Origin of the sequence: Nodosilinea sp. FACHB-131 (assembly GCF_014695395.1) — a bacterium.
Lineage (GTDB): Bacteria > Cyanobacteriota > Cyanobacteriia > Phormidesmidales > Phormidesmidaceae > Nodosilinea.
Genome location: NZ_JACJOF010000036.1, coordinates 1 through 18,718 on the forward strand (window position 1 = coordinate 1; position 18,718 = coordinate 18,718).

Below are 18,718 nucleotides of genomic sequence, written 5' to 3' on the forward strand. Positions count from 1 at the left end.
AGTTACATTGAGCGATTCAACAATACTCTCAGACAGCGGGTTTCACGCTTTGTCAGACGCAGCTTAGCCTTCTCTAAAAGTCTGCGCAATCACATTGGCTTGCTGTGGAATTTTATTCACCACTACAACGCATCATTACCTCTCTAGTACTACCCAAAAACTATTCAGTATTCTTTCTAATTCAAAGCCCGCTTTGACGGGTTGAGCGACATCTAAATTTACCTAAAAAGCAAGCTTCCTATTTTCTTAATAACCTCATTCTGGAGCCTCGATTTATCTGAGATATGCTGCTGAGTAGAGACACTTCAGAGCACGATGATTTAACTTGTAGCGGATAGTTGGACTAGGGATTGGGCCAGTGCCACTGCATGAAACCCTGTCCTTTTCAGCATTTCTGTCTAGCCACAGAGGTTTTCTTAGATTTCCAATGGAGTCCTAAATTTAAGTAATTGGGCCTAGGCTAACGTTTGTACTGCAATAGATGAGGCCAAGCCAAAAGCTGTTTTTCTCAGTTCTTAGGACTGCTTAAAATCTTGACACAAGGCATTAATGCTTGATTTGGTCGAGCCATCCTAAGGCTCTATTTGGCGCGGCATTGCAGGGCCTTTTACTGGGCTAGTCATTGCCCTGGATGGTTAAACCTTACTTGCCTGAACACTGCTGACTAGCCCACTCATACTTTCCCCAGGAGAGCGATCGCTATGACCCTTCGAAATCTGAACCTCGACGCCCAGCTGGTGAATCTCAAGCAACCCGAGATTCACACCCTGATTCAGGTGCAGCCCCACGGGGTGCTGCTGGTGCTGCAGGAGGCAGACCTGTCGATTGTGCAGGTGAGTTGCAACACCCGCGATGCCTTTGGCCTAGCGGCGGAGGAAGTGCTAGGCCAAACCTTGGATGACCTGTTCGATGCCTATCAGGTGGATCAGATTCGAGCGGGCCTGCGCCAGGAAAATTTGGACATCTTGAACCCCACTAAGGTGTGGGTGCGCCGTCGGGGCGATGACTACGCCGTGTACGACGCCATCTTCCACCGCAATAGCGAAGGCTTTTTGATTCTAGAGCTGGAGCCAGCGCTGACCAACGAGGCCATTCCGTTTTTGAGCTTTTACCACCTGGCGCGGGCCTCAATTGGGCAACTGGAGGCGGGAACGGCCAGTCTGGCCGATTTTTGTCGCATTATCGTCCATGAGGTGCGGCAGGTGACGGGCTTTGATCGAGTGATGCTCTACAAGTTTGATGACGACGGTCACGGCGAAGTGCTGGCCGAAGAAAAACTTGACGACATGGAGGCTTACCTGGGCTTGCACTTCCCTGAGTCTGACGTGCCCAAGCCGGCCCGCAAGATGTTTTTGTCCAACTGGATTCGGGTAATTCCGAACGCCAGCGCCGAGCCGGTGGAGCTGGTGCCCGCCCTCAACCCCGTCACTCAGCACGGCACCGACCTGGTGATGTCGATTTTGCGGCAGCCCTACCGCTGCCACACCGAGTATCTGCACCACATGAATGTCGAGGCCTCTCTGACCATTTCGCTGATGAAGGATCAGAAGCTGTGGGGACTGATTGCCTGTCACCACAAGACACCCAAGTACGTGCCCTACGAGCTGCGCAAGGCCTGCGAATTTTTGGGCCGGGTGATTTTTGCTGAAATTTCGACCCTAGAAGAAGAAGCTGACCAAAGCTATCGTCTGAAGCTGGCGGCGGTGCAGTCAGCGCTAATCGACCAGATGGCGCGGGAGGATTACTTTGTTGACGGGCTGGTGCGCCACGATCCCAGCCTGCTGGATCTGGTGGGAGCTCAGGGGGCGGCGATTTGCTTTGGTGGCCAGTGGACGACTCTGGGTCGCACCCCGCCTGAGGAGGAGCTGAACTATCTAGTGCAGTGGCTAAGCACCTCGACCGAACAGGACGTCATGGTGACCAATGCCCTGCCGCTGGACTACACTGAGGCTCAGCGGTTTAAGGATGTGGCTAGCGGTCTGCTGGCGATCGCCATCTCCAAGCGCAGCTACGTGCTGTGGTTCCGCCCTGAGGTGATTCAGACGGTGAACTGGGGCGGCAACCCCAACGAGGCCTACACCCTGGTAGGCGAGGGCGACCAGCAGTGGCTGTGCCCGCGCCAGTCGTTTGAGCTGTGGAAGGAGACGGTGAGCCTGCGATCGCTGCCCTGGCAGCCGGTAGAGATTAAAGCGGCCCTGGAGCTGCGCAAGGCGATCGTCAACATCGTGCTGCGCCAGGCGGAGGAATTGGCCCTGCTGGCCAACGACCTGGAGCGATCGAATGCCGAGCTGAAGAAGTTTGCCTACATCGCCTCCCACGATCTGCAAGAGCCGCTCAACCAGGTAGCCAACTTTGTGCAGCTCTTAGAGATGCGCTATGACGCCAAACTCGACGAAGACGGCAAAGAGTTTATTGGCTTTGCGGTAGAAGGGGTGAGCCTGATGCAAACCCTGATCGACGATGTGCTGGCCTACAGTAAGGTAGACCTCCAGGGCATTGAGTGGCAGCTGACGGAGGTGCAGCAGGCCCTCGACCAGGCGCTCGGCAACCTGCGCGGGCGAGTGGCCGAAACCGGCGCGATCATCACCGTCGATCCGCTGCCCACTATCGTTGCCGACGGCACCCAGCTGATGCAGCTGTTCCAAAACCTCATTGGCAACGCAATCAAGTTTTGCCAGCCTGGCGAAACGCCCCGCATTCACGTTGGGGTGCAGCGCCAGGAGGAGCACTGGCTGTTCTCGGTGGCAGACAACGGCATTGGCTTTGACCCCCAGTTTGCCGAGCGCATCTTTGTCATCTTCCAACGGCTGCACACCCGCGACGAGTACGCTGGTTCGGGCATGGGGCTGGCCATTTGCAAGAAGATTGTCGAGTGTCACCGAGGCCGCATCTGGGTTGAGGCCGTTCCCGACCAGGGGGCGACTTTCTATTTCACCATCCCCGTTGAAGGACGCGATCGCAACCATGGCAACGGACGCAAGGCCAAAAACTATCTTTTTAGTCGAGGATAATCGCGGCGACATTCGCCTGATTCAGGAGGCCCTCAAGAGCACCGCTGCCCCGTGCGAGATTGTGATCGCCCGGGACGGCATGGAGGCGATGGCCTACCTGCACCGCCAGGGGGAGTTTGCGGCGGCCACTACCCCTGATCTGATTTTGCTCGATCTCAACCTGCCTAAAAAAGACGGGCGGGAGGTGCTGGCCGATATTAAAGCCAGCGACGCCCTCAAGCACATTCCGATTATTGTGCTGACCACCTCACGGAACGAGGAGGACATTTGCAAGAGTTACGACCTGCACGTCAACTGCTACATCTCAAAATCGCGCAACTTGACCCAGCTGTTCAAAATTGTGCAAGGAATTGAGGCATTTTGGCTAGAAACAGCGACGCTACCCTCGAGTACCCCTTGAACCCGGCGGCGGTGCGAGTCCTGCTGATTGAGGATGATCTGGCCGAGGCCCGGTTCTTGCAGGAGGTGCTGAAGGGGTCACCCCGCAGTCGCTTTCAGCTCAGCCACGCCAAGCGTCTGGGGGAAGCGCTTGCCTGGCTGGGGCAAGATGACTTTGATGTGGCCCTGCTCGACCTCACTCTGCCCGACAGCAGCGGCCTCGACTCGCTGGATGTGCTGCTTCAAGAAGCCCCGAGCCTGCCGGTGGTAGTGCTGACCAACACCAACGATGACGCTCTGGCGGTGGCGGCCGTGCGCCACGGTGCCCAAGACTACCTGATGAAGCGATCGCTCCAGCAGGAGGTGCTGGTGCGATCGCTGTTCTATGCGATCGAGCGGCAGCGGGCTGAAGCCGCCCTGCGCCACGCCAACGAGATTTTGGAAGACCGCGTGCAGGCCCGCACCGCCGAGCTAGAGGCAGCTAACCGGCACCTGCGTCAGGAGATCGAGCAGCGCCAGCGCATTCAAGAACGCCTCACCCTGGCTCAAAATGCCGCCAGCATTGGCACCTTTGAGTGGTGCGTCAATGCTTCCGATCGGCCCTCCGACCCATCCCATTCCCCATCGAACCCGGCAGCAGATTTACCCTGGCCCATAGCCGATATGATGGCCAGCTTTAGCGACAACTGGCCCTGGCCGATTCATCCCGACGACGACGAGCGGGTCAGCCAGGAGCTGAGGCGATCGCTTCAACAGGGGCAGGGACTCAAGACCGAGTTTCGCATTTTGGTCGGCGATCGGGTGCACTGGCTGACGATTAACAGCAGCCTAATCTGCGATGTGGAGACCCACAGCGAACGCCTGCTAGGCATTCATATGGACATCACCGACAAAAAACAGCTAGAGGCCCAGTTCCTGCGATCGCAGCGGCTCGAAAGTCTGGGGACCTTGGCCGGTGGCATCGCCCACGACCTCAACAATATTCTGACGCCGATTTTGCTGGTGGTGCAGCTTTTGCCGCTGAAGTTGGAGAAGATCGATCCCTGGATTCAGAGCAAGCTGGACATCCTAGAGGGCAGTACCCAGCGGGGCGCCGACCTGGTCAAGCAAATTCTCGCCTTCACCCGTGGGGTTGAGGGCAAGCGCTTTGCCCTTCAGGTTCACCATCTGCTGGCTGATATTCGCAAACTAGTACAGCAAACCCTGCCCAGATCCATCGATGTCCATACCGACGTGCCAGACAATCTGTGGCCGGTTTGGGGTGACCCTACCCAGTTGCACCAAGTATTTATGAACCTTTGCGTCAACGCCCGCGACGCGATGCCAGCCGGCGGCACCCTGCACATTACCGCTGAGAACCTGACCTTAGACCATGACTCAGCCCAGCGGCATTTCCAGGCCCAGCCCGGCCTCTATGTCAGGGCTACCTTTGCCGATACCGGCACCGGCATGGGGCCAGCGGTGCTGAATCAAATTTTTGACCCATTTTTTACCACCAAAGCCCCAGGTCAGGGCACGGGGCTGGGGTTATCGGCGGTGCTGGGCATTGTCGATAGCCACGGTGGCTTTATTGACGTGCAGAGCCAGGTGGGCCAGGGCAGCCAGTTTCAGGTCTATCTGCCGGCCACCTTCGAACCCAGTCCTGCCGCCGTCACCCTCCCCAACCTGCTCGATGGTGGCCAGGCAACAGTGCTGGTAGTAGACGACGAACCCGCTGTTTGTGCAGCGGTGCGCACGGTTCTAGAACTGCACAATTATCGGGTGATGGTAGCCGACGGCGGGCAGGCCGCGATCGCCCTGCTGGGCGAGCACGTGAGTACCATTCACACCGTACTGATGGACCTAATGATGCCGACGATGGATGGTTTCGCCACAATTCCACTGCTGAAGCGCATCAACCCAGACCTACGGGTGGTTGCCATGAGCGGCCTCAACTCCGTCGATGCCGTCGCCAAAGCCGAGCAACAGGGGTTCCAAGGCTTCTTGCCGAAACCCTTCACCCGCCAAGACTTGCTCCAGCATATGCAGCCCCTAGACTGACAAGCGGCTAAAAAGAACCTGCCAGAGCCTCAACGCAGCGATCGCAGATCGTCGGATCCTCGCTACTCTCGCCCACATGGGTAGAGTAATTCCAGCAGCGATCGCACTTCTCACCCTCGGCATCCACTACACCAATACCCAGCGCGTCGGATTCGCTACTGCACTTAACGCCAGCTAGGGCGTCAGGAGTATCCAACACCTCCACTTGAGAAACCAAGAACAGGTAGCGCAGTTCGTCCACGTGGTTAGAGTCGGGAGCGACTGCATCCGCAGGATTCATCGCTGCCAGCTTCGCCCGCAGTTCGGGATCGGCCACATACAGCAGCGCCTTGGCCTCCAGCGAAGAGCCAATATCCTTAGCGGTGCGGGCTCGCTCTAGCACCCGGTTCACGTCCTGGCGCACGGTGCGAATCTGGCTCCAGGTTTCAGCTAACTCCGGCTGCTGCCACTGGTCGTCTAGCTGCACCCAACCCGCTTGAAACACCGATTTGTGGGCGGTGGAGTAGGGCAGGTTTTGCCAAATGTCTTCGGCCATGTGGGAGAGCACTGGGGCAATGGAGCGGGCTAGGTTTTCGATCGCGATCGCCAGCACCGTCTGACAGCTGCGCCGCCGGAACGAATCGGCCGCACTGATGTACAGCCTATCCTTGGCGGCATCCAGGTAAAAATTCGACAGATCGACTGCACAGAAATTCTGCACGGTTTGGAAAAACCGGAAGAACTGGTAGGTCTCGAAGGCGTCGGTGATGTCGGTGAACACCTCGGTCATGCGGTGCAGCATGTAGCGATCGAGCTCGGGCAGCTGGTTGTAGGGCACCGCGTCTTTTGCCGGGTCGAAGTCGTGCAGGTTGCCCAGCAAAAACCGCGCCGTGTTGCGAATCTTGCGGTATACATCCGACATTTGCTTGAGGATGTTGCCCCCCAGGGGCACGTCAGAAGAATAGTCCACCGACGACACCCACAGGCGCAGCACGTCGGCCCCATAGGGCGGGTCCTGCTTCTGGTTTTTGCCGCCGTTGATCACAATTGCCGGATCTACCACGTTGCCGATGGATTTACTCATCTTGCGGCCCTGCTCGTCGAGGGCAAAGCCGTGGGTGAGCACCGTTCTGTAGGGGGCGCAGCCATTCACCGCCACGCTGGTCAGCAGGCTCGACTGGAACCAGCCTCGATGCTGGTCAGAACCCTCCAGGTACATATCCACTGGGTACTCTAGCTCGCCGCGCTGCTGAGCCACCGCCGCCCAGGAAGAGCCCGAGTCGAACCACACATCCATGGTGTCGGTGCCCTTGCGGTAGGTGTGGCCGTTGTTGCGGTACTGTTCTGGCAAGAGTTCCGCCTCGGTTAGCTCCCACCAGGCGTCGGAGCCTTTTTCGGCAAAGAGCGCTTTGATGTGGGCCAGGGTTGTTTCGTTGAGCAGGGGTTCGCCCGTGGCTTCGTCGTAGAACACAGGGATCGGCATACCCCAGGTGCGCTGGCGCGAGATGCACCAGTCGGAGCGATCGCCCACCATCGCCGTAATCCGGTTTTCACCCGTGGCCGGAATCCACTGCACCGACTTGATTGCCTTTAGCGCCTCGTCGCGGAAGCCCTCGACGGAGGCAAACCACTGTTCGGTGGCGCGGTAGATGGTGGGCTGCTTGGTGCGCCAGTCGTAGGGGTACTTGTGAACGTAGGGCTCATGCTTGAGCAGAGAACCCGCCTTTTGTAGGGCCTCAATCACTGCCGGGTTGGCGTTGGTGAGCACGTTGAGCCCAGCAAAGGGACCGGCCGCCTCGGTCATGTCGCCCTTTTCATCCACGGGGCAGAGCAAGGGCAGACCGTAGCGCTGGCCCACTTTAAAGTCTTCGTCGCCGTGGTCAGGAGCGGTATGCACCAGGCCAGTACCCGACTCGGTGGTGACATAGTCGCCGCCGATCAGAATGGGGCTGGTGCGATCAAACAGCGGATGGCGGTAGGTGGAATACTCTAGGGCTGCACCCTTGATTTCGGCCTTGAGGGTAAGTTCAGAGCCGAGCACCTGGGCCATGCGATCGCACAGATCCTTGGCGATGATCAGGTACTTAAACGGCGTCCCAGACGCCACCTCGACTACGGCGTAGGTCAGTTCCCCGTTCACCGCCACCCCCAAGTTGGCCGGAATTGTCCAGGGGGTGGTCGTCCAGATCGCCACGCCCAGCTCACCCAGGTAGGGCTCTAGCGCCGCCTTTGCGTCGGGCGACGCGCTCACCATGGGAAATGCCGCGTAGATGCTGGGGGAGGTGTGGCCTTCGGGATATTCCAGCTCGGCCTCTGCCAGGGCTGTCTGAGAGGTGGGGCTCCAGTGGACAGACTTGAGGCCGCGATAGATGTAGCCTTTCAGGTACATCTGCCCAAACACTTCAATCTGAGCCGCTTCGTACTTGGGCAGCAGCGTCATGTAGGGGTGATCCCAGTCACCCCAAATACCGTAGCGCTTGAAGCTCTCCCGTTGGCGATCGATCGCTTTAAGGGCAAAGGCCTTCGCCTTGTAGCGCAGCTTGATCGGCGTTAGATTGGCCCGCGCTTCCGGGTCCATCGCTTGGAGCACCTTGAGCTCGATCGGTAGGCCGTGGCAGTCCCAGCCAGGCACGTAGCGCACCTTGCGGCCCTTGAGCAGCTGGTATTTGTTAATTGTGTCTTTGAGAATTTTGTTGAGGGCGTGGCCAATGTGCAGGTCGCCGTTAGCGTAGGGCGGCCCGTCGTGCAGCACAAAAATCTCGCCGGGGTTGCTGGTCGACAGAGTTTCGTAGATTTGGTTTTCGGCCCAAAACGCTTGAATCTCAGGCTCGCGCTGGGTGGCGTTGGCCCGCATGTCAAAACTGGTCTGGGGGAGAAGAACGGTCTCTTTGTAGCTTTTAGGGTCTGTCACAGCCGGAGGTTGACTAAGGGTGAAGGATGCTCGCGCCATTATGGCAGATTCGGCCCCCCTAACAATTGCTAAGGGCTGCCTCTGGTGAGCTATCTCTATACATTAGGCCAGGTTGAGGGCAATTGTCGGGCTAATCTCGGCGTTCAGTGGCAGGGAGAGCAGCCTATAGGTCGCTGGGCCAATTTTCCTCTTCCTCGGCTTCGGGAATGCCAGAATCTTCGCGGGCCGAGGGGTATGGGCTGGTCGCTTTAGCGGCATCGGGTTCTGGAATGGCTGAACTGTCGTGGTCGGAGCTTGTAGCCTGTGGCACCCCAGGGCCGGAAACCGACGCGGAACGCGTATCCCTACGGGGATTGTCCTCATCAACTCCGTCAAAACTCTCCGTTGCCTCGGTGTCAACAATAGTCACCGTTGAAGATGGATCTACGCCTGACGTGGCTTTGGCAGTGGAATCGGGGCTAGCGGCAGGGGGACGATTGGGTTTAGCCAATGGCGAAGGCCGGGGTGGAATTTCGATCACCGCTCGCTTGGGCTTAGGGCTGGTTTTGGCTTTAACAACGTCTCCCACCCAGGCCTTTAACCCGGCTAACCTGCCCCCAATCGTAGAGGGCTTCTGCTTTGTCTTGACTTGAGGAGTTTTGGGAGACTTCTGAGAATTCTGGGCGGCTGGTACAGTCTGGGAGGCACGGGGCTGGGGCGATGGCCCTACCGGGCCGGTCTTTGACCATCGCGCTGCTTTAACCGGTGGCGAAGACGGAGCTTTAACCGGCTCTAAAACAAAGGGTTCTGGAATGTGGCCCACGCTTTCAGAAGCCATGGTTCCAGGGGATGATGGCCGACGAGGGCCGGGCGCTAGCTCATCGACAAATTCGTAGTCCACATCCTTGAGGGACGACGCTCGAATTTCGCTGATGGCGATCGCCGGATCGCCCGGCAGTCTGCCGTCTTCAGCCTCAGGCAGCCAGCGACTGAGGGGAGTGCCTCGCAGCAGACCGACAGTCCACTGTTTCAGCTGATGTCCAAAGGTCGACCAGGAATCTCGGGTAACGGGCGTCTGCAAGTCTAGCGGCGTGCGCTTACGGCGCAGACTTAAAGTTTGCCAGCCCAGCCAGCCCAGCAGCACCACGCTGGCCAGATGACCCAGCAGCTCAGTAGGCGAGGTTTGAACGGCACTAAACCACAGCACCAGCCCGTAGAATGCCCCCACCCCACTCCAAAAAAAGTCGTGGCGACGGTGCACCTCAGGGAAAAAGAAGGCGGCCCCATATAGCGAGAGGCTGCCCAACCAAACTGCGATCGCTAGAACATGAACCCCCATGCCGCCCACCGTGCCCGCTACCTCAACACCACTACTCTATCGCGGCTTGCTAGACCAGGTGCGACTGTACGGCTTGTCTAAAGTGGACAATCTTTATTCTTCTTGAGAATAAAAATTGCCAGGAGTTTTCCAGCAGATCAACCCATCCACCTGCCTACCCCGTTCACCTATCCATCCTTCTCAACGCTGTCCTAAGATGCCCCTGCCTTCTTTGAGAACAGCACCAAAACGGTCTTAAGAATTAGCTGAATATCGTAGGCCAGACTCCAGTTCTTCTGGTAGTCCAGATCCATCCGAATCACGTCTTCAAACTTTTTCACCGTAGAGCGGCCGTTGACCTGCCACTCGCCGGTCATGCCGGGTTTGACGTCAAGGCGCTGCCACTCGGGCACCTTGTACTGCTCAATTTCATCGGGAGTAGGCGGACGGGTACCTACTAAGCTCATATCGCCCCGCAGCACGTTCCAAAACTGAGGCAGTTCGTCGAGGCTAGTGCGGCGCAGAAAGCGGCCCACTTTAGTAATGCGAGGGTCGTTTTCATTCTTAAACAGAGGACCTTCTACCTCGTTTTCAACCTGGGCCTTGAGCGCTTCGGCATCGATCACCATGGAGCGAAACTTCCAAATGTGGAAGCGTTTGCCCATCCACGAGCAGCGCACCTGTTTAAAGAGAATCGGGCCGCCATCTTCGAGCTTAATGGCAATCACAATGGGCACCGACAACACTGCGGTCAGCACCAGACCCACCAGCGCTCCGACAATATCCAGCAGGCGCTTGCCCTTCGAGGCCACCGAGGGATGAGTGGTCAGCGCTACAAACCGCATTTCGGGCTTAAGGGCAGGGCTTTCGGGCTCACCGGCAACCGGTTCAAAGGTAAACAGCTGCTCTAGGTCGGTTAGAGCTAGCACCATGCGTACCTGCTCTTGCACCCCCCGCAGCACCATGGCAATGCCCTTGGCGTGACAGGTGCGATAGCAGATCACTAGGGCCCCCAAGCCACTGCTATCAATAAACTGAGTCTGGCTTAGATCAATAATGATAGTTTCAGGGGTTGGTTGGCTCAGGCAGTGCTGCTTTACCTGTTGCTCAAACTCGACCGCCTCAACAACGGTCAAAGTAGACGGCACGCTAACAACCCGAGCGGTGTCTATCGCCTCATTAGAGAGCTGCTCTGCGACTACTTGTGGATCCTGATCTGGGGCAATGGATGAGGTCATACCGGCATCCCTGGTAATGGTTAATGGCAATAGGTACTGTCAGAATTCCCTTGACAATGTCCAAACTATAGGAGGCGCAGTCTGGGGTTGCCTTGACCACGCCTCCATCTTCAACGAGTCTTAACGAGTCGTTGATGAGTTGATTAGGAGCACCTGCGTATTTCTACCCTTGACGGACACAGAGCGTCAGGGTTCCAAAGCGCTCTAGGCAGCTAGTAGCTGCCGCAGCACGTAGGGCAAGATGCCGCCGTGGCGGAAGTACTCCACTTCGTCTAGGGTATCGATGCGGCACAGCAGCGGTACGGTGGTGCTGTCGTTGCTGCCCCGGTGAATCACTAGATTGACGGTCATACCGGGCTGAATGCCACCGCTGAGCCCAGTCAGGTCAAAGGTTTCGCTGCCGTCGAGGTGCAGTATGCCTCGGTGCAAACCGTCCTTAAACTGCAAGGGCAGCACCCCCATGCCGACCAGGTTGGAGCGGTGAATGCGCTCGAAACTCTCGGCTACCACGGCTTTAACCCCGAGCAGTCGGGTGCCTTTGGCCGCCCAGTCGCGGGATGACCCGGTGCCGTACTCTTTGCCCGCAATCACCACTAGCGGGGTACCGCTGGCCTGGTACTTCATGGCGGCATCATAAATGGACATGTCGGTGCCATCGGGCATGTATTTGGTCACACCGCCAGAGGAACCTGGCACCATCTCATTCTTGAGCCGAATGTTGGCGAAGGTGCCGCGCATCATCACCTCGTGGTTACCCCGACGCGATCCGTAGGAGTTGAAGTCGGCAGCGGTAACGTGGTTACCCACCAGATAGCTGCCGGCGGGGCTATCGGTTTTGATTGCTCCGGCGGGGGAGATGTGGTCAGTGGTGATGCTGTCGCCCAAAATTGCCAGGGGCCTAGCACCGGTAATATCGGCAAAGGCCTGACCGTTAACACTGGGAGCCATATCGGTGAAGTAGGGCGGATTTTGCACGTAGGTGCTGTCGCCGCTCCAGGTGTAGGTCTGGCTCTCGGGGGTAGCGATCTGCTGCCAGTCAGCGGTGCCGGTGAACACGTTGCTGTAGCGGCTGCGAAACATGTCGGGGGTGAGGGCCGCAGTCATCACCTCGAAGATTTCAGCGCTGGTGGGCCAGATATCTTTGAGGTAGACGGGGCGGCCTTCGGGATCTTGGCCGATGGGGTCGGTTTTGAGGTCAATGGCGAGGCTACCTGCGATCGCATAGGCCACCACCAAGGGCGGTGAGGCTAGGTAGTTAGCCTTGGTGTGAGGACTCACGCGCCCCTCGAAGTTGCGGTTGCCTGACAGCACCGCGCCCACCACCAGATCGTTGCCATCAATGGCGCTGGCAATGGGGCCAGACAGGGGGCCAGAGTTGCCGATGCAGGTGGTGCAGCCGTAGCCCACCAGGTTAAAACCCAGGGCATCCAGGTCTTCCTGGAGGTTGGCCTTTTCGAGGTAGTCAGTCACCACCTGACTGCCAGGGGCGAGGGAGGTTTTGACCCAGGGCTTGACGGTCAAGCCCTTTTCCCTCGCCTTGCGGGCTACCAGACCCGCGCCAATCATGACCGAGGGGTTAGAGGTGTTGGTGCAGCTGGTGATGGCAGCGATCACCACGTCGCCGTCGGTGAGGCTGTAGTTGGTGCCAGCCACAGGAACGGATTGCTTCTCGGTGTAGGGCTTGCCGCTAAAGCCAGGGAAGTCACTTTCCTTGAACTGCTGAGCCAGGGCTGCTAGGGTGACGCGATCTTGAGGTCGCTTGGGTCCTGCCAGGGAAGGTTCTACGGTCGCTAAATCCAGCGATAGGGAGTCGGTAAAGACGGGCTCGGGGGCGGTGGCATCGCGCCAGAGACCCTGGGCTTTGGCATAGGCCTCGACCAAAGCGACGCGATCGGGGTCGCGGCCAGAGAACTCCAGGTAGCGGATGGTTTCACCATCGATGGGGAAGAAGCCGCAGGTGGCTCCGTACTCGGGAGCCATATTGGCAATGGTGGCGCGATCGGCCAGGGTGAGATGGTCGAGGCCATCGCCATAAAATTCGACAAACTTGCCGACGACGCCCTTGGCCCGCAGCATTTGCACCACGGTGAGCACCAGGTCGGTGGCGGTTGCCCCCTCAGGGAGCTGCCCGGTGAGCTTGAACCCCACCACTTCAGGAATCAGCATCGAAATCGGCTGACCCAGCATAGCCGCCTCGGCCTCAATGCCGCCCACGCCCCAGCCCAGCACCGAGAGGCCATTGATCATAGTGGTGTGGCTGTCGGTGCCCACCAGGGTGTCGGGGTAGGCAACGGTTTCACCATGTTCGGCCTTGGTCCACACCACCTGGGCTAGATACTCCAGGTTGACTTGATGGCAAATGCCGGTGCCCGGTGGCACCACGCGGAAGTTGTCGAAGGCGCTTTGGCCCCAGCGCAAAAAGGCATAGCGCTCAAAGTTGCGCTGAAACTCTTTCTCGACGTTTTGGCCAAAGGCACCGGCATTGCCGAAGGAGTCAACCATCACCGAGTGGTCAATCACCAGATCGACCGGAGAGAGGGGGTTGATTTTGTCGGGGTCGCCCCCCAGGTTGACCATGGCGTCGCGCATGGCAGCTAGATCGACCACGGCGGGCACGCCAGTGAAGTCTTGCATTAGCACGCGGGCCGGGCGGTAGGCAATCTCGCGGCTGGAGGTTTTGTCTTTGAGCCAGTCGGCAACGGCCTGCACATCTGTCGCCGTGACCGATCGCCCGTCTTCGTGGCGCAGCAGGTTTTCGAGCAGCACCTTGAGGCTGAAGGGCAGACGGCTAATGTCGCCTAGGGTCGCTGCCGCAGCGGGCAGGCTGTAGATGGTGTAGGTGGTGTCGCCTACGGTGAGGTGGGTTTTGGCGTCGAAACTATTCACAGGGCTGTTCACAGGGCTTGGGCGCTCCGATCGCGACGGGGATCTATCTACCTAGATCATAGATAGCGTTGCGATTTTATTACATTGCTTGTACCGCTGCGCTGTAGGCTTTGTTGCCAATCATTCCCTAAACCCAAGGATTGCTTAAGGATTGCCCAGAGCTTAGCGGCTGGGACCTTTAGAAAATAGCTTGCCAAACAGCGATCGCTTGGGGCTGTCTGACGGCTTGCTGTCCGGCTGCTTGGGCTTGTCCTGGGTTGGTGTAGCGGCAGGGCGAGGTGGGGGATCGCTCAGAGATAGGTTGAGCTGCCGAGCATACTTCAGGGCCACAGCGTTGTTGGGGTTGAGGCGCAGCGCCTGCTTGAAGTGCACCTTGGCCATGCCGGGCAGCTTTTGCAGCAGATAGGCCTGGCCCATGAGGCAGTGGTAGCTGCTGTTTTGAGGGTCGATCTTCAGGGCATCCTTGAGTTCTTGAATAGCAGCCTGAACGTTTTTGCCTTTCAGATACTCCTGGGCTCGGCCATAGTGGCGATCGGCGTAGGCCTGCCCGGACGACTTGCCGTTGTTAGCAAGGTGGTCGGCTGGAGAATCAGAGGCGATGGTGGTGGCGGATACGAGCCCGCTGCGCTTTTCGCGAATCACCGGTGCACCCATTTTGCGGCGCAGATACACCAGGTTGAGTTCGCTGAGCTGCTGAGTGCAAGTTTCGAACTCAGCTAGAGACTCGTACTGGCGATCGCACAGCTGATCGACCGCCTGCTCGTAGAACACATCTACCTCGGCCTCAGCGACATCTAGCAGATATTTGCCAGGTTTGCTGGTGGGCTGGAGCTGCTGATCGCGGCTGAGGCGGCGCACTTTGAATCGGAGGGCCGCCAGCACCTCGTTGCGGCCTTTATCTTGCTTGAGGCGCTGGTAGGCGGGGTTGACTAGCTTGGGCAACACCTGGTCGGCCAGCTGGCGCAGCTCGGCCGGCACATCGACCAACGCGTCGGGGTGCAGCTGTTTGGCCACTACTCGATAGCGCTTGAGAATGCGCCGCTCATCGGCTACTACTGACACACCCAGTAGCGCGTAGGGATCGGTGAAACGGTTGAGCCATTCAGGGGAGAAGGCAGAGTGGGGCATTCAGGGGCAGAACTAGGGGAGATTATTTTATTGTTGCGGAAGTCGTGAGAACGGCATACCAGAATCTGGAGGGCTATGTCGATTCTTTATGCCCGTCTTATACTGAATTCACAAGATAATTCAAAGCTTTAGCCTCTACAGGCTTTATACAAAAGCGAAGGGCAATGATGTTGGCAGAGCGTTCCCGTCGAACAGCCGTCATTCTAGCGTGGTTAGGGGTTTTGACTCCTTTGACGGGTCTGCATAAATTTTATTTGGGCCAACCCTTTTGGGGAGCTGTTTATATTGTGCTGGGGTTGGTCATCCCAATTCCTAAAGTGGCCTGTGCCATTGAAGGGGTCATGTTGCTTAGGCAGTCATCTGATGATTTTGACCAGCGCTGGAGCAAGACCAATAAGGTCGCTCCTGCTACCGCTACTCTTGATCCAGCTCAGATTAGCGCCCTTGGGGTTGCTCTGCGGGAGCTAGACACCCTGCGTCAGGAGGGGCTGATTTCGGAGCTGGAGTTTGAGCAGAAGCGACGTCAGCTTTTAGATCAAGTGGCCTAGGGATGCGACAGTGCTAAAACGTTGGCAAGGCTTGAGGGCACAGTTACATCCCCTGGCGGCTCGCTTGAGCCAACCGAGCTATCGGCTCCAGTCTTACCAGGAGGTTGAGGCGGCAGCCAAGTTGGGATTTGCCCTGGATGTGAACCGGGCGACGGTCGATGACTGGCTCCGGTTGCCGGGGCTATCGATTCGCCAGGCCCAGGGGTTGGTGCGCCTGCGCCAGGCTGGGGTGCAGTTTCACTGCCTAGAGGATTTGGCGGCGGCATTGGGCACGGCCCCGGCCCAGCTGACTCCCCTGGCTGCCGTGCTGTCGTTTTGCTACTACGAGGAGCACTGCGGTACTTTGCCCACGGTAAGCCTCAACCAGGCTACGGTCTCGTGCCTGGTTCGTCTGCCGGGAGTGCCTGCGGCCTTAGCTGAGGCCATTGTGTGGGAGCGATCGCACCGTGGCCCTTACCAAGATTTAGCCGATCTACAAAATCGCCTGGGGCTCCCCCCCGATTTGGTGCAGAGCCTAATGTATTATCTACGGCCCTAACTGTAGGGCCTAATAAACTTTGAAATAGCTGTAGCAATTCTAACAAAACTAGTGTTTTAACTCGATTTTGTGGAGCTGTCTAAGCCGCGATCGCACCTGTCATTGGGTTGATTTTGTAGGGTGAATAGTTTCTTAGAAGACCAGAAACAAAACTATAAATCGCGATCGCTGCTTAGCCTTAACCGCTTACACAGTCAGACTGGTAGCCTCGCTTATCTACCCTAATCAAAATTTAATTTTGAGGAAGTATTGTCTAGGCAATAGAAAATGCTCTAGAACGTTAACTTAGGACCGAAAACCCTGTTTTTAATTCTATTAAAGATAGCGAGTACTTTTTGCTGGAATTAACACCATGGTAGTAGCCTCCCCGCCCCAAACCAAGCCCCTCACCGATGAGGAACTGCGCAAAACGCACGCCTACTGGCGAGCCTGCAACTACCTCGCCGTAGGTATGATCTATCTGCGCAGTAACCCCTTGCTCAAGGAACCCCTCAAGGCTGAGCACGTTAAGCATCGCCTGCTGGGCCACTGGGGAGCTTCGCCAGCCCTGAGCTTTACCTACATCCACTGCAACCGGCTGATTAAAAAGTACGACCTCAACATGATCTTTGTGGCTGGGCCGGGCCACGGTGCTCCAGGGGTATTGGGGCCAGTCTATTTAGAGGGCACCTACTCCGAGATCTATCCTGACAAAAGCCCCGACGAAGACGGCATGCGCCGCTTCTTCAAACAGTTCTCGTTCCCGGGCCACATTGGCAGCCACGTCACCCCCGAAACCCCCGGGTCGATCCACGAGGGGGGCGAATTGGGCTACAGCCTCTCTCACTCCTTTGGGGCCGCCCTCGACAACCCCGAGCTAATCGTCGCCTGCGTTGTGGGAGACGGAGAGGCAGAAACGGGAGCTTTAGCCACCTCCTGGCACTCCAATAAATTTATCAACCCAGCCCGCGATGGCGCAGTACTGCCCATCCTCAACCTGAATGGTTACAAGATTGCCAACCCGTCTATCCTCTCGCGGGTTTCCCACGAAGAGCTGGAGGCGCTGTTTGTGGGCTATGGCTACACGCCCTATTTTGTCGAGGGCAGCGACCCGGCCGAGGTGCACCAGCAGATGGCGGCCGTTATGGAAGAGTGCATTCTCAAGATCAAAGACATTCAGCAAAACGCTCGCGTCAACGGCAACCAGGAGCGCCCCCGCTGGCCAATGATTGTGCTGCGCACCCCCAAGGGTTGGACGGGGCCTAAAGAAGTGGATGGCCACAAAGTAGAGGGGTTTTGGCGGGCCCACCAGGTGCCGATGGGCGGTATGCACAGCAACCCCGAACACCTGCGCCTGCTCGAAGAGTGGATGCGCAGCTACGGCCCTGAGGAACTGTTCGACGAAAACGGCACCTTGATTCCTGAGCTGAAGGATCTGGCCCCGGTGGGCCACCGCCGCATGAGCGACAACCCAAACGCCAACGGCGGGATGCTGCGCAAGGCTTTGAAGATGCCTGACTTTCGCGAGTATGCGATCGACGTACCCAAGCCCGGTAGCGTGGAGTTTGAGAACACTAAGGCCCTGGGCATTCTGATGCGCGAAATTATGCGCGACAACCCCAACAACTTCCGCCTGATGGGGCCGGATGAAACGGCCTCTAACCGACTGAACTCGGTGTATGAGGTTTCCCAAAAGGCATGGATGGCTGACTTTTTACCTGAAGATCTCGACGGTGGCGAGCTGTCGCAGGACGGCCGAGTGATGGAAATGCTCAGCGAGCACACCCTCCAGGGCTGGCTAGAGGGCTATCTGCTCACCGGTCGCCACGGTCTGTTTCACAGCTACGAGGCCTTTGCCCACGTGGTCAGCTCGATGTTTAACCAGCATGCCAAGTGGTTAGATATCTGTAAAAATCACGTGCCCTGGCGGCGATCGGTGTCGTCACTCAACATTCTGCTGTCGTCGCTGGTGTGGCGACAAGACCACAACGGCTTTAGCCACCAGGACCCCGGCTATGTCGATCTGGTGACCAATAAAAGCCCCGATGTGGTGCGGGTTTACTTTCCGCCCGATGCCAACTGTTTGCTGTCGGTGGCCGACCACTGCTTCCGCAGCATCGACTACATCAACGTGATTGTCTCTGACAAACAGAGCCACCTCCAGTACCTCAATATGGAGCAGGCGGTGACCCACTGCACCAAGGGCTTGGGCATTTGGGACTGGGCCAGCAACGACGACTGCGGCACCGAGCCGGATGAGCCGGACGTGGTGATGGCCTGCTGCGGTGACATTGTCACCAAAGAATCACTGGCGGCGACCGCTATTCTGCGGGAGGAGTTTCCCCACCTGAAGGTGCGGTTTGTCAACGTGGTTGACCTATTCACCTTAATTTCGTCTGGGGAGCACCCCCACGGGCTCAGCGATCGCGACTTCGACTCACTGTTTACCCCCGACAAGCCAATTGTCTTCAACTTTCATGGCTATCCCTGGCTGATTCACAAGCTGGTGTATCGCCGCTCAAACCAAGACCGCATCCACGTGCGGGGCTACAAAGAGCAGGGCAACATCAACACCCCGCTAGAGCTGGCGATCAACAACGAGATCGATCGCTTCAACCTGGTAATCGACGTGATCGATCGGGTGCCCAAGCTGGGTTCGGCGGCCGCCCACGTGAAGGAGAAGATGAAAAACAAGATTATTGAGTGCCTCACCTATGCCCACACCGAGGGCAAAGACCAGGATGAAATTGTCAACTGGCAGTGGCCCTACTAGGAGTGGTGAACC

12 protein-coding genes are annotated in these 18,718 nt (G+C 57.7%); 7 read left to right on the plus strand and 5 right to left on the minus strand.

Annotation, left to right across the window (positions count from 1 at the left end; all coding sequences use genetic code 11):
• The 4 genes from H6F75_RS23575 to H6F75_RS23590 form a co-directional block, all read left to right on the plus strand.
• Positions 1-147 (plus strand): IS1 family transposase (locus H6F75_RS23575; protein ID WP_242019556.1); only part of this gene is annotated, 147 nt, incomplete at its 5' end.
• Positions 148-701: 554 nt separating this feature from the next.
• Positions 702-3,011, plus strand: coding sequence for an ATP-binding protein (locus H6F75_RS23580; protein ID WP_190755107.1), 2,310 nt, complete (start codon positions 702-704; stop codon positions 3,009-3,011).
• Complete coding sequence (locus H6F75_RS23585) at positions 2,965-3,411, plus strand: response regulator (RefSeq protein ID WP_190755108.1); 447 nt, start codon at positions 2,965-2,967, stop codon at positions 3,409-3,411. Before H6F75_RS23580 ends, H6F75_RS23585 begins: the two co-directional genes overlap by 47 nt.
• A complete protein-coding gene (locus H6F75_RS23590; RefSeq protein ID WP_199304102.1) occupies positions 3,372-5,429 on the plus strand; it encodes a response regulator in 2,058 nt (685 codons plus the stop codon). Before H6F75_RS23585 ends, H6F75_RS23590 begins: the two co-directional genes overlap by 40 nt.
• 7 nt (positions 5,430-5,436) lie before the next feature.
• Here the strand turns inward: H6F75_RS23590 and ileS are convergent, their stop codons facing one another.
• The 5 genes from ileS to H6F75_RS23615 all read right to left on the minus strand — a co-directional run bounded on the left by ileS (position 5,437) and on the right by H6F75_RS23615 (position 14,868).
• Positions 5,437-8,319: an isoleucine--tRNA ligase gene (gene ileS / locus H6F75_RS23595; RefSeq protein ID WP_347710699.1), complete on the minus strand. Its 2,883-nt coding sequence runs from the start codon at positions 8,317-8,319 to the stop codon at positions 5,437-5,439.
• Positions 8,320-8,482: 163 nt separating this feature from the next.
• Positions 8,483-9,637: a Ycf66 family protein gene (locus tag H6F75_RS23600; RefSeq protein WP_190755112.1), complete on the minus strand. Its 1,155-nt coding sequence runs from the start codon at positions 9,635-9,637 to the stop codon at positions 8,483-8,485.
• Positions 9,638-9,828: 191 nt separating this feature from the next.
• Entirely contained in the window at positions 9,829-10,854 is a 1,026-nt protein-coding gene (locus tag H6F75_RS23605; RefSeq protein ID WP_190755114.1) for an anti-sigma factor antagonist, read from the minus strand.
• A gap of 204 nt (positions 10,855-11,058) precedes the next feature.
• On the minus strand, positions 11,059-13,740 hold the full coding sequence (acnA, locus tag H6F75_RS23610) for an aconitate hydratase AcnA (RefSeq protein ID WP_347710700.1): 2,682 nt from the start codon (positions 13,738-13,740) through the stop codon (positions 11,059-11,061).
• Between the two features lie 162 nt (positions 13,741-13,902).
• Positions 13,903-14,868, minus strand: a complete 966-nt coding sequence (locus H6F75_RS23615; RefSeq protein WP_190755117.1) for a J domain-containing protein — start codon at positions 14,866-14,868, stop codon at positions 13,903-13,905.
• A 254-nt stretch (positions 14,869-15,122) separates the two neighbouring features.
• On the opposite strand from H6F75_RS23615, the gene H6F75_RS23620 reads away from it, so the two are divergent.
• The 3 genes from H6F75_RS23620 to H6F75_RS23630 all read left to right on the plus strand — a co-directional run bounded on the left by H6F75_RS23620 (position 15,123) and on the right by H6F75_RS23630 (position 18,706).
• Positions 15,123-15,416, plus strand: a complete 294-nt coding sequence (locus tag H6F75_RS23620) for an SHOCT domain-containing protein (protein WP_242020320.1) — start codon at positions 15,123-15,125, stop codon at positions 15,414-15,416.
• A gap of 64 nt (positions 15,417-15,480) precedes the next feature.
• Positions 15,481-15,954, plus strand: coding sequence for a ComEA family DNA-binding protein (locus H6F75_RS23625; protein ID WP_242020321.1), 474 nt, complete (start codon positions 15,481-15,483; stop codon positions 15,952-15,954).
• 352 nt (positions 15,955-16,306) lie between these two features.
• Entirely contained in the window at positions 16,307-18,706 is a 2,400-nt protein-coding gene (locus H6F75_RS23630; protein ID WP_190755123.1) for a phosphoketolase family protein, read from the plus strand.
• Positions 18,707-18,718 lie beyond the last annotated feature (12 nt).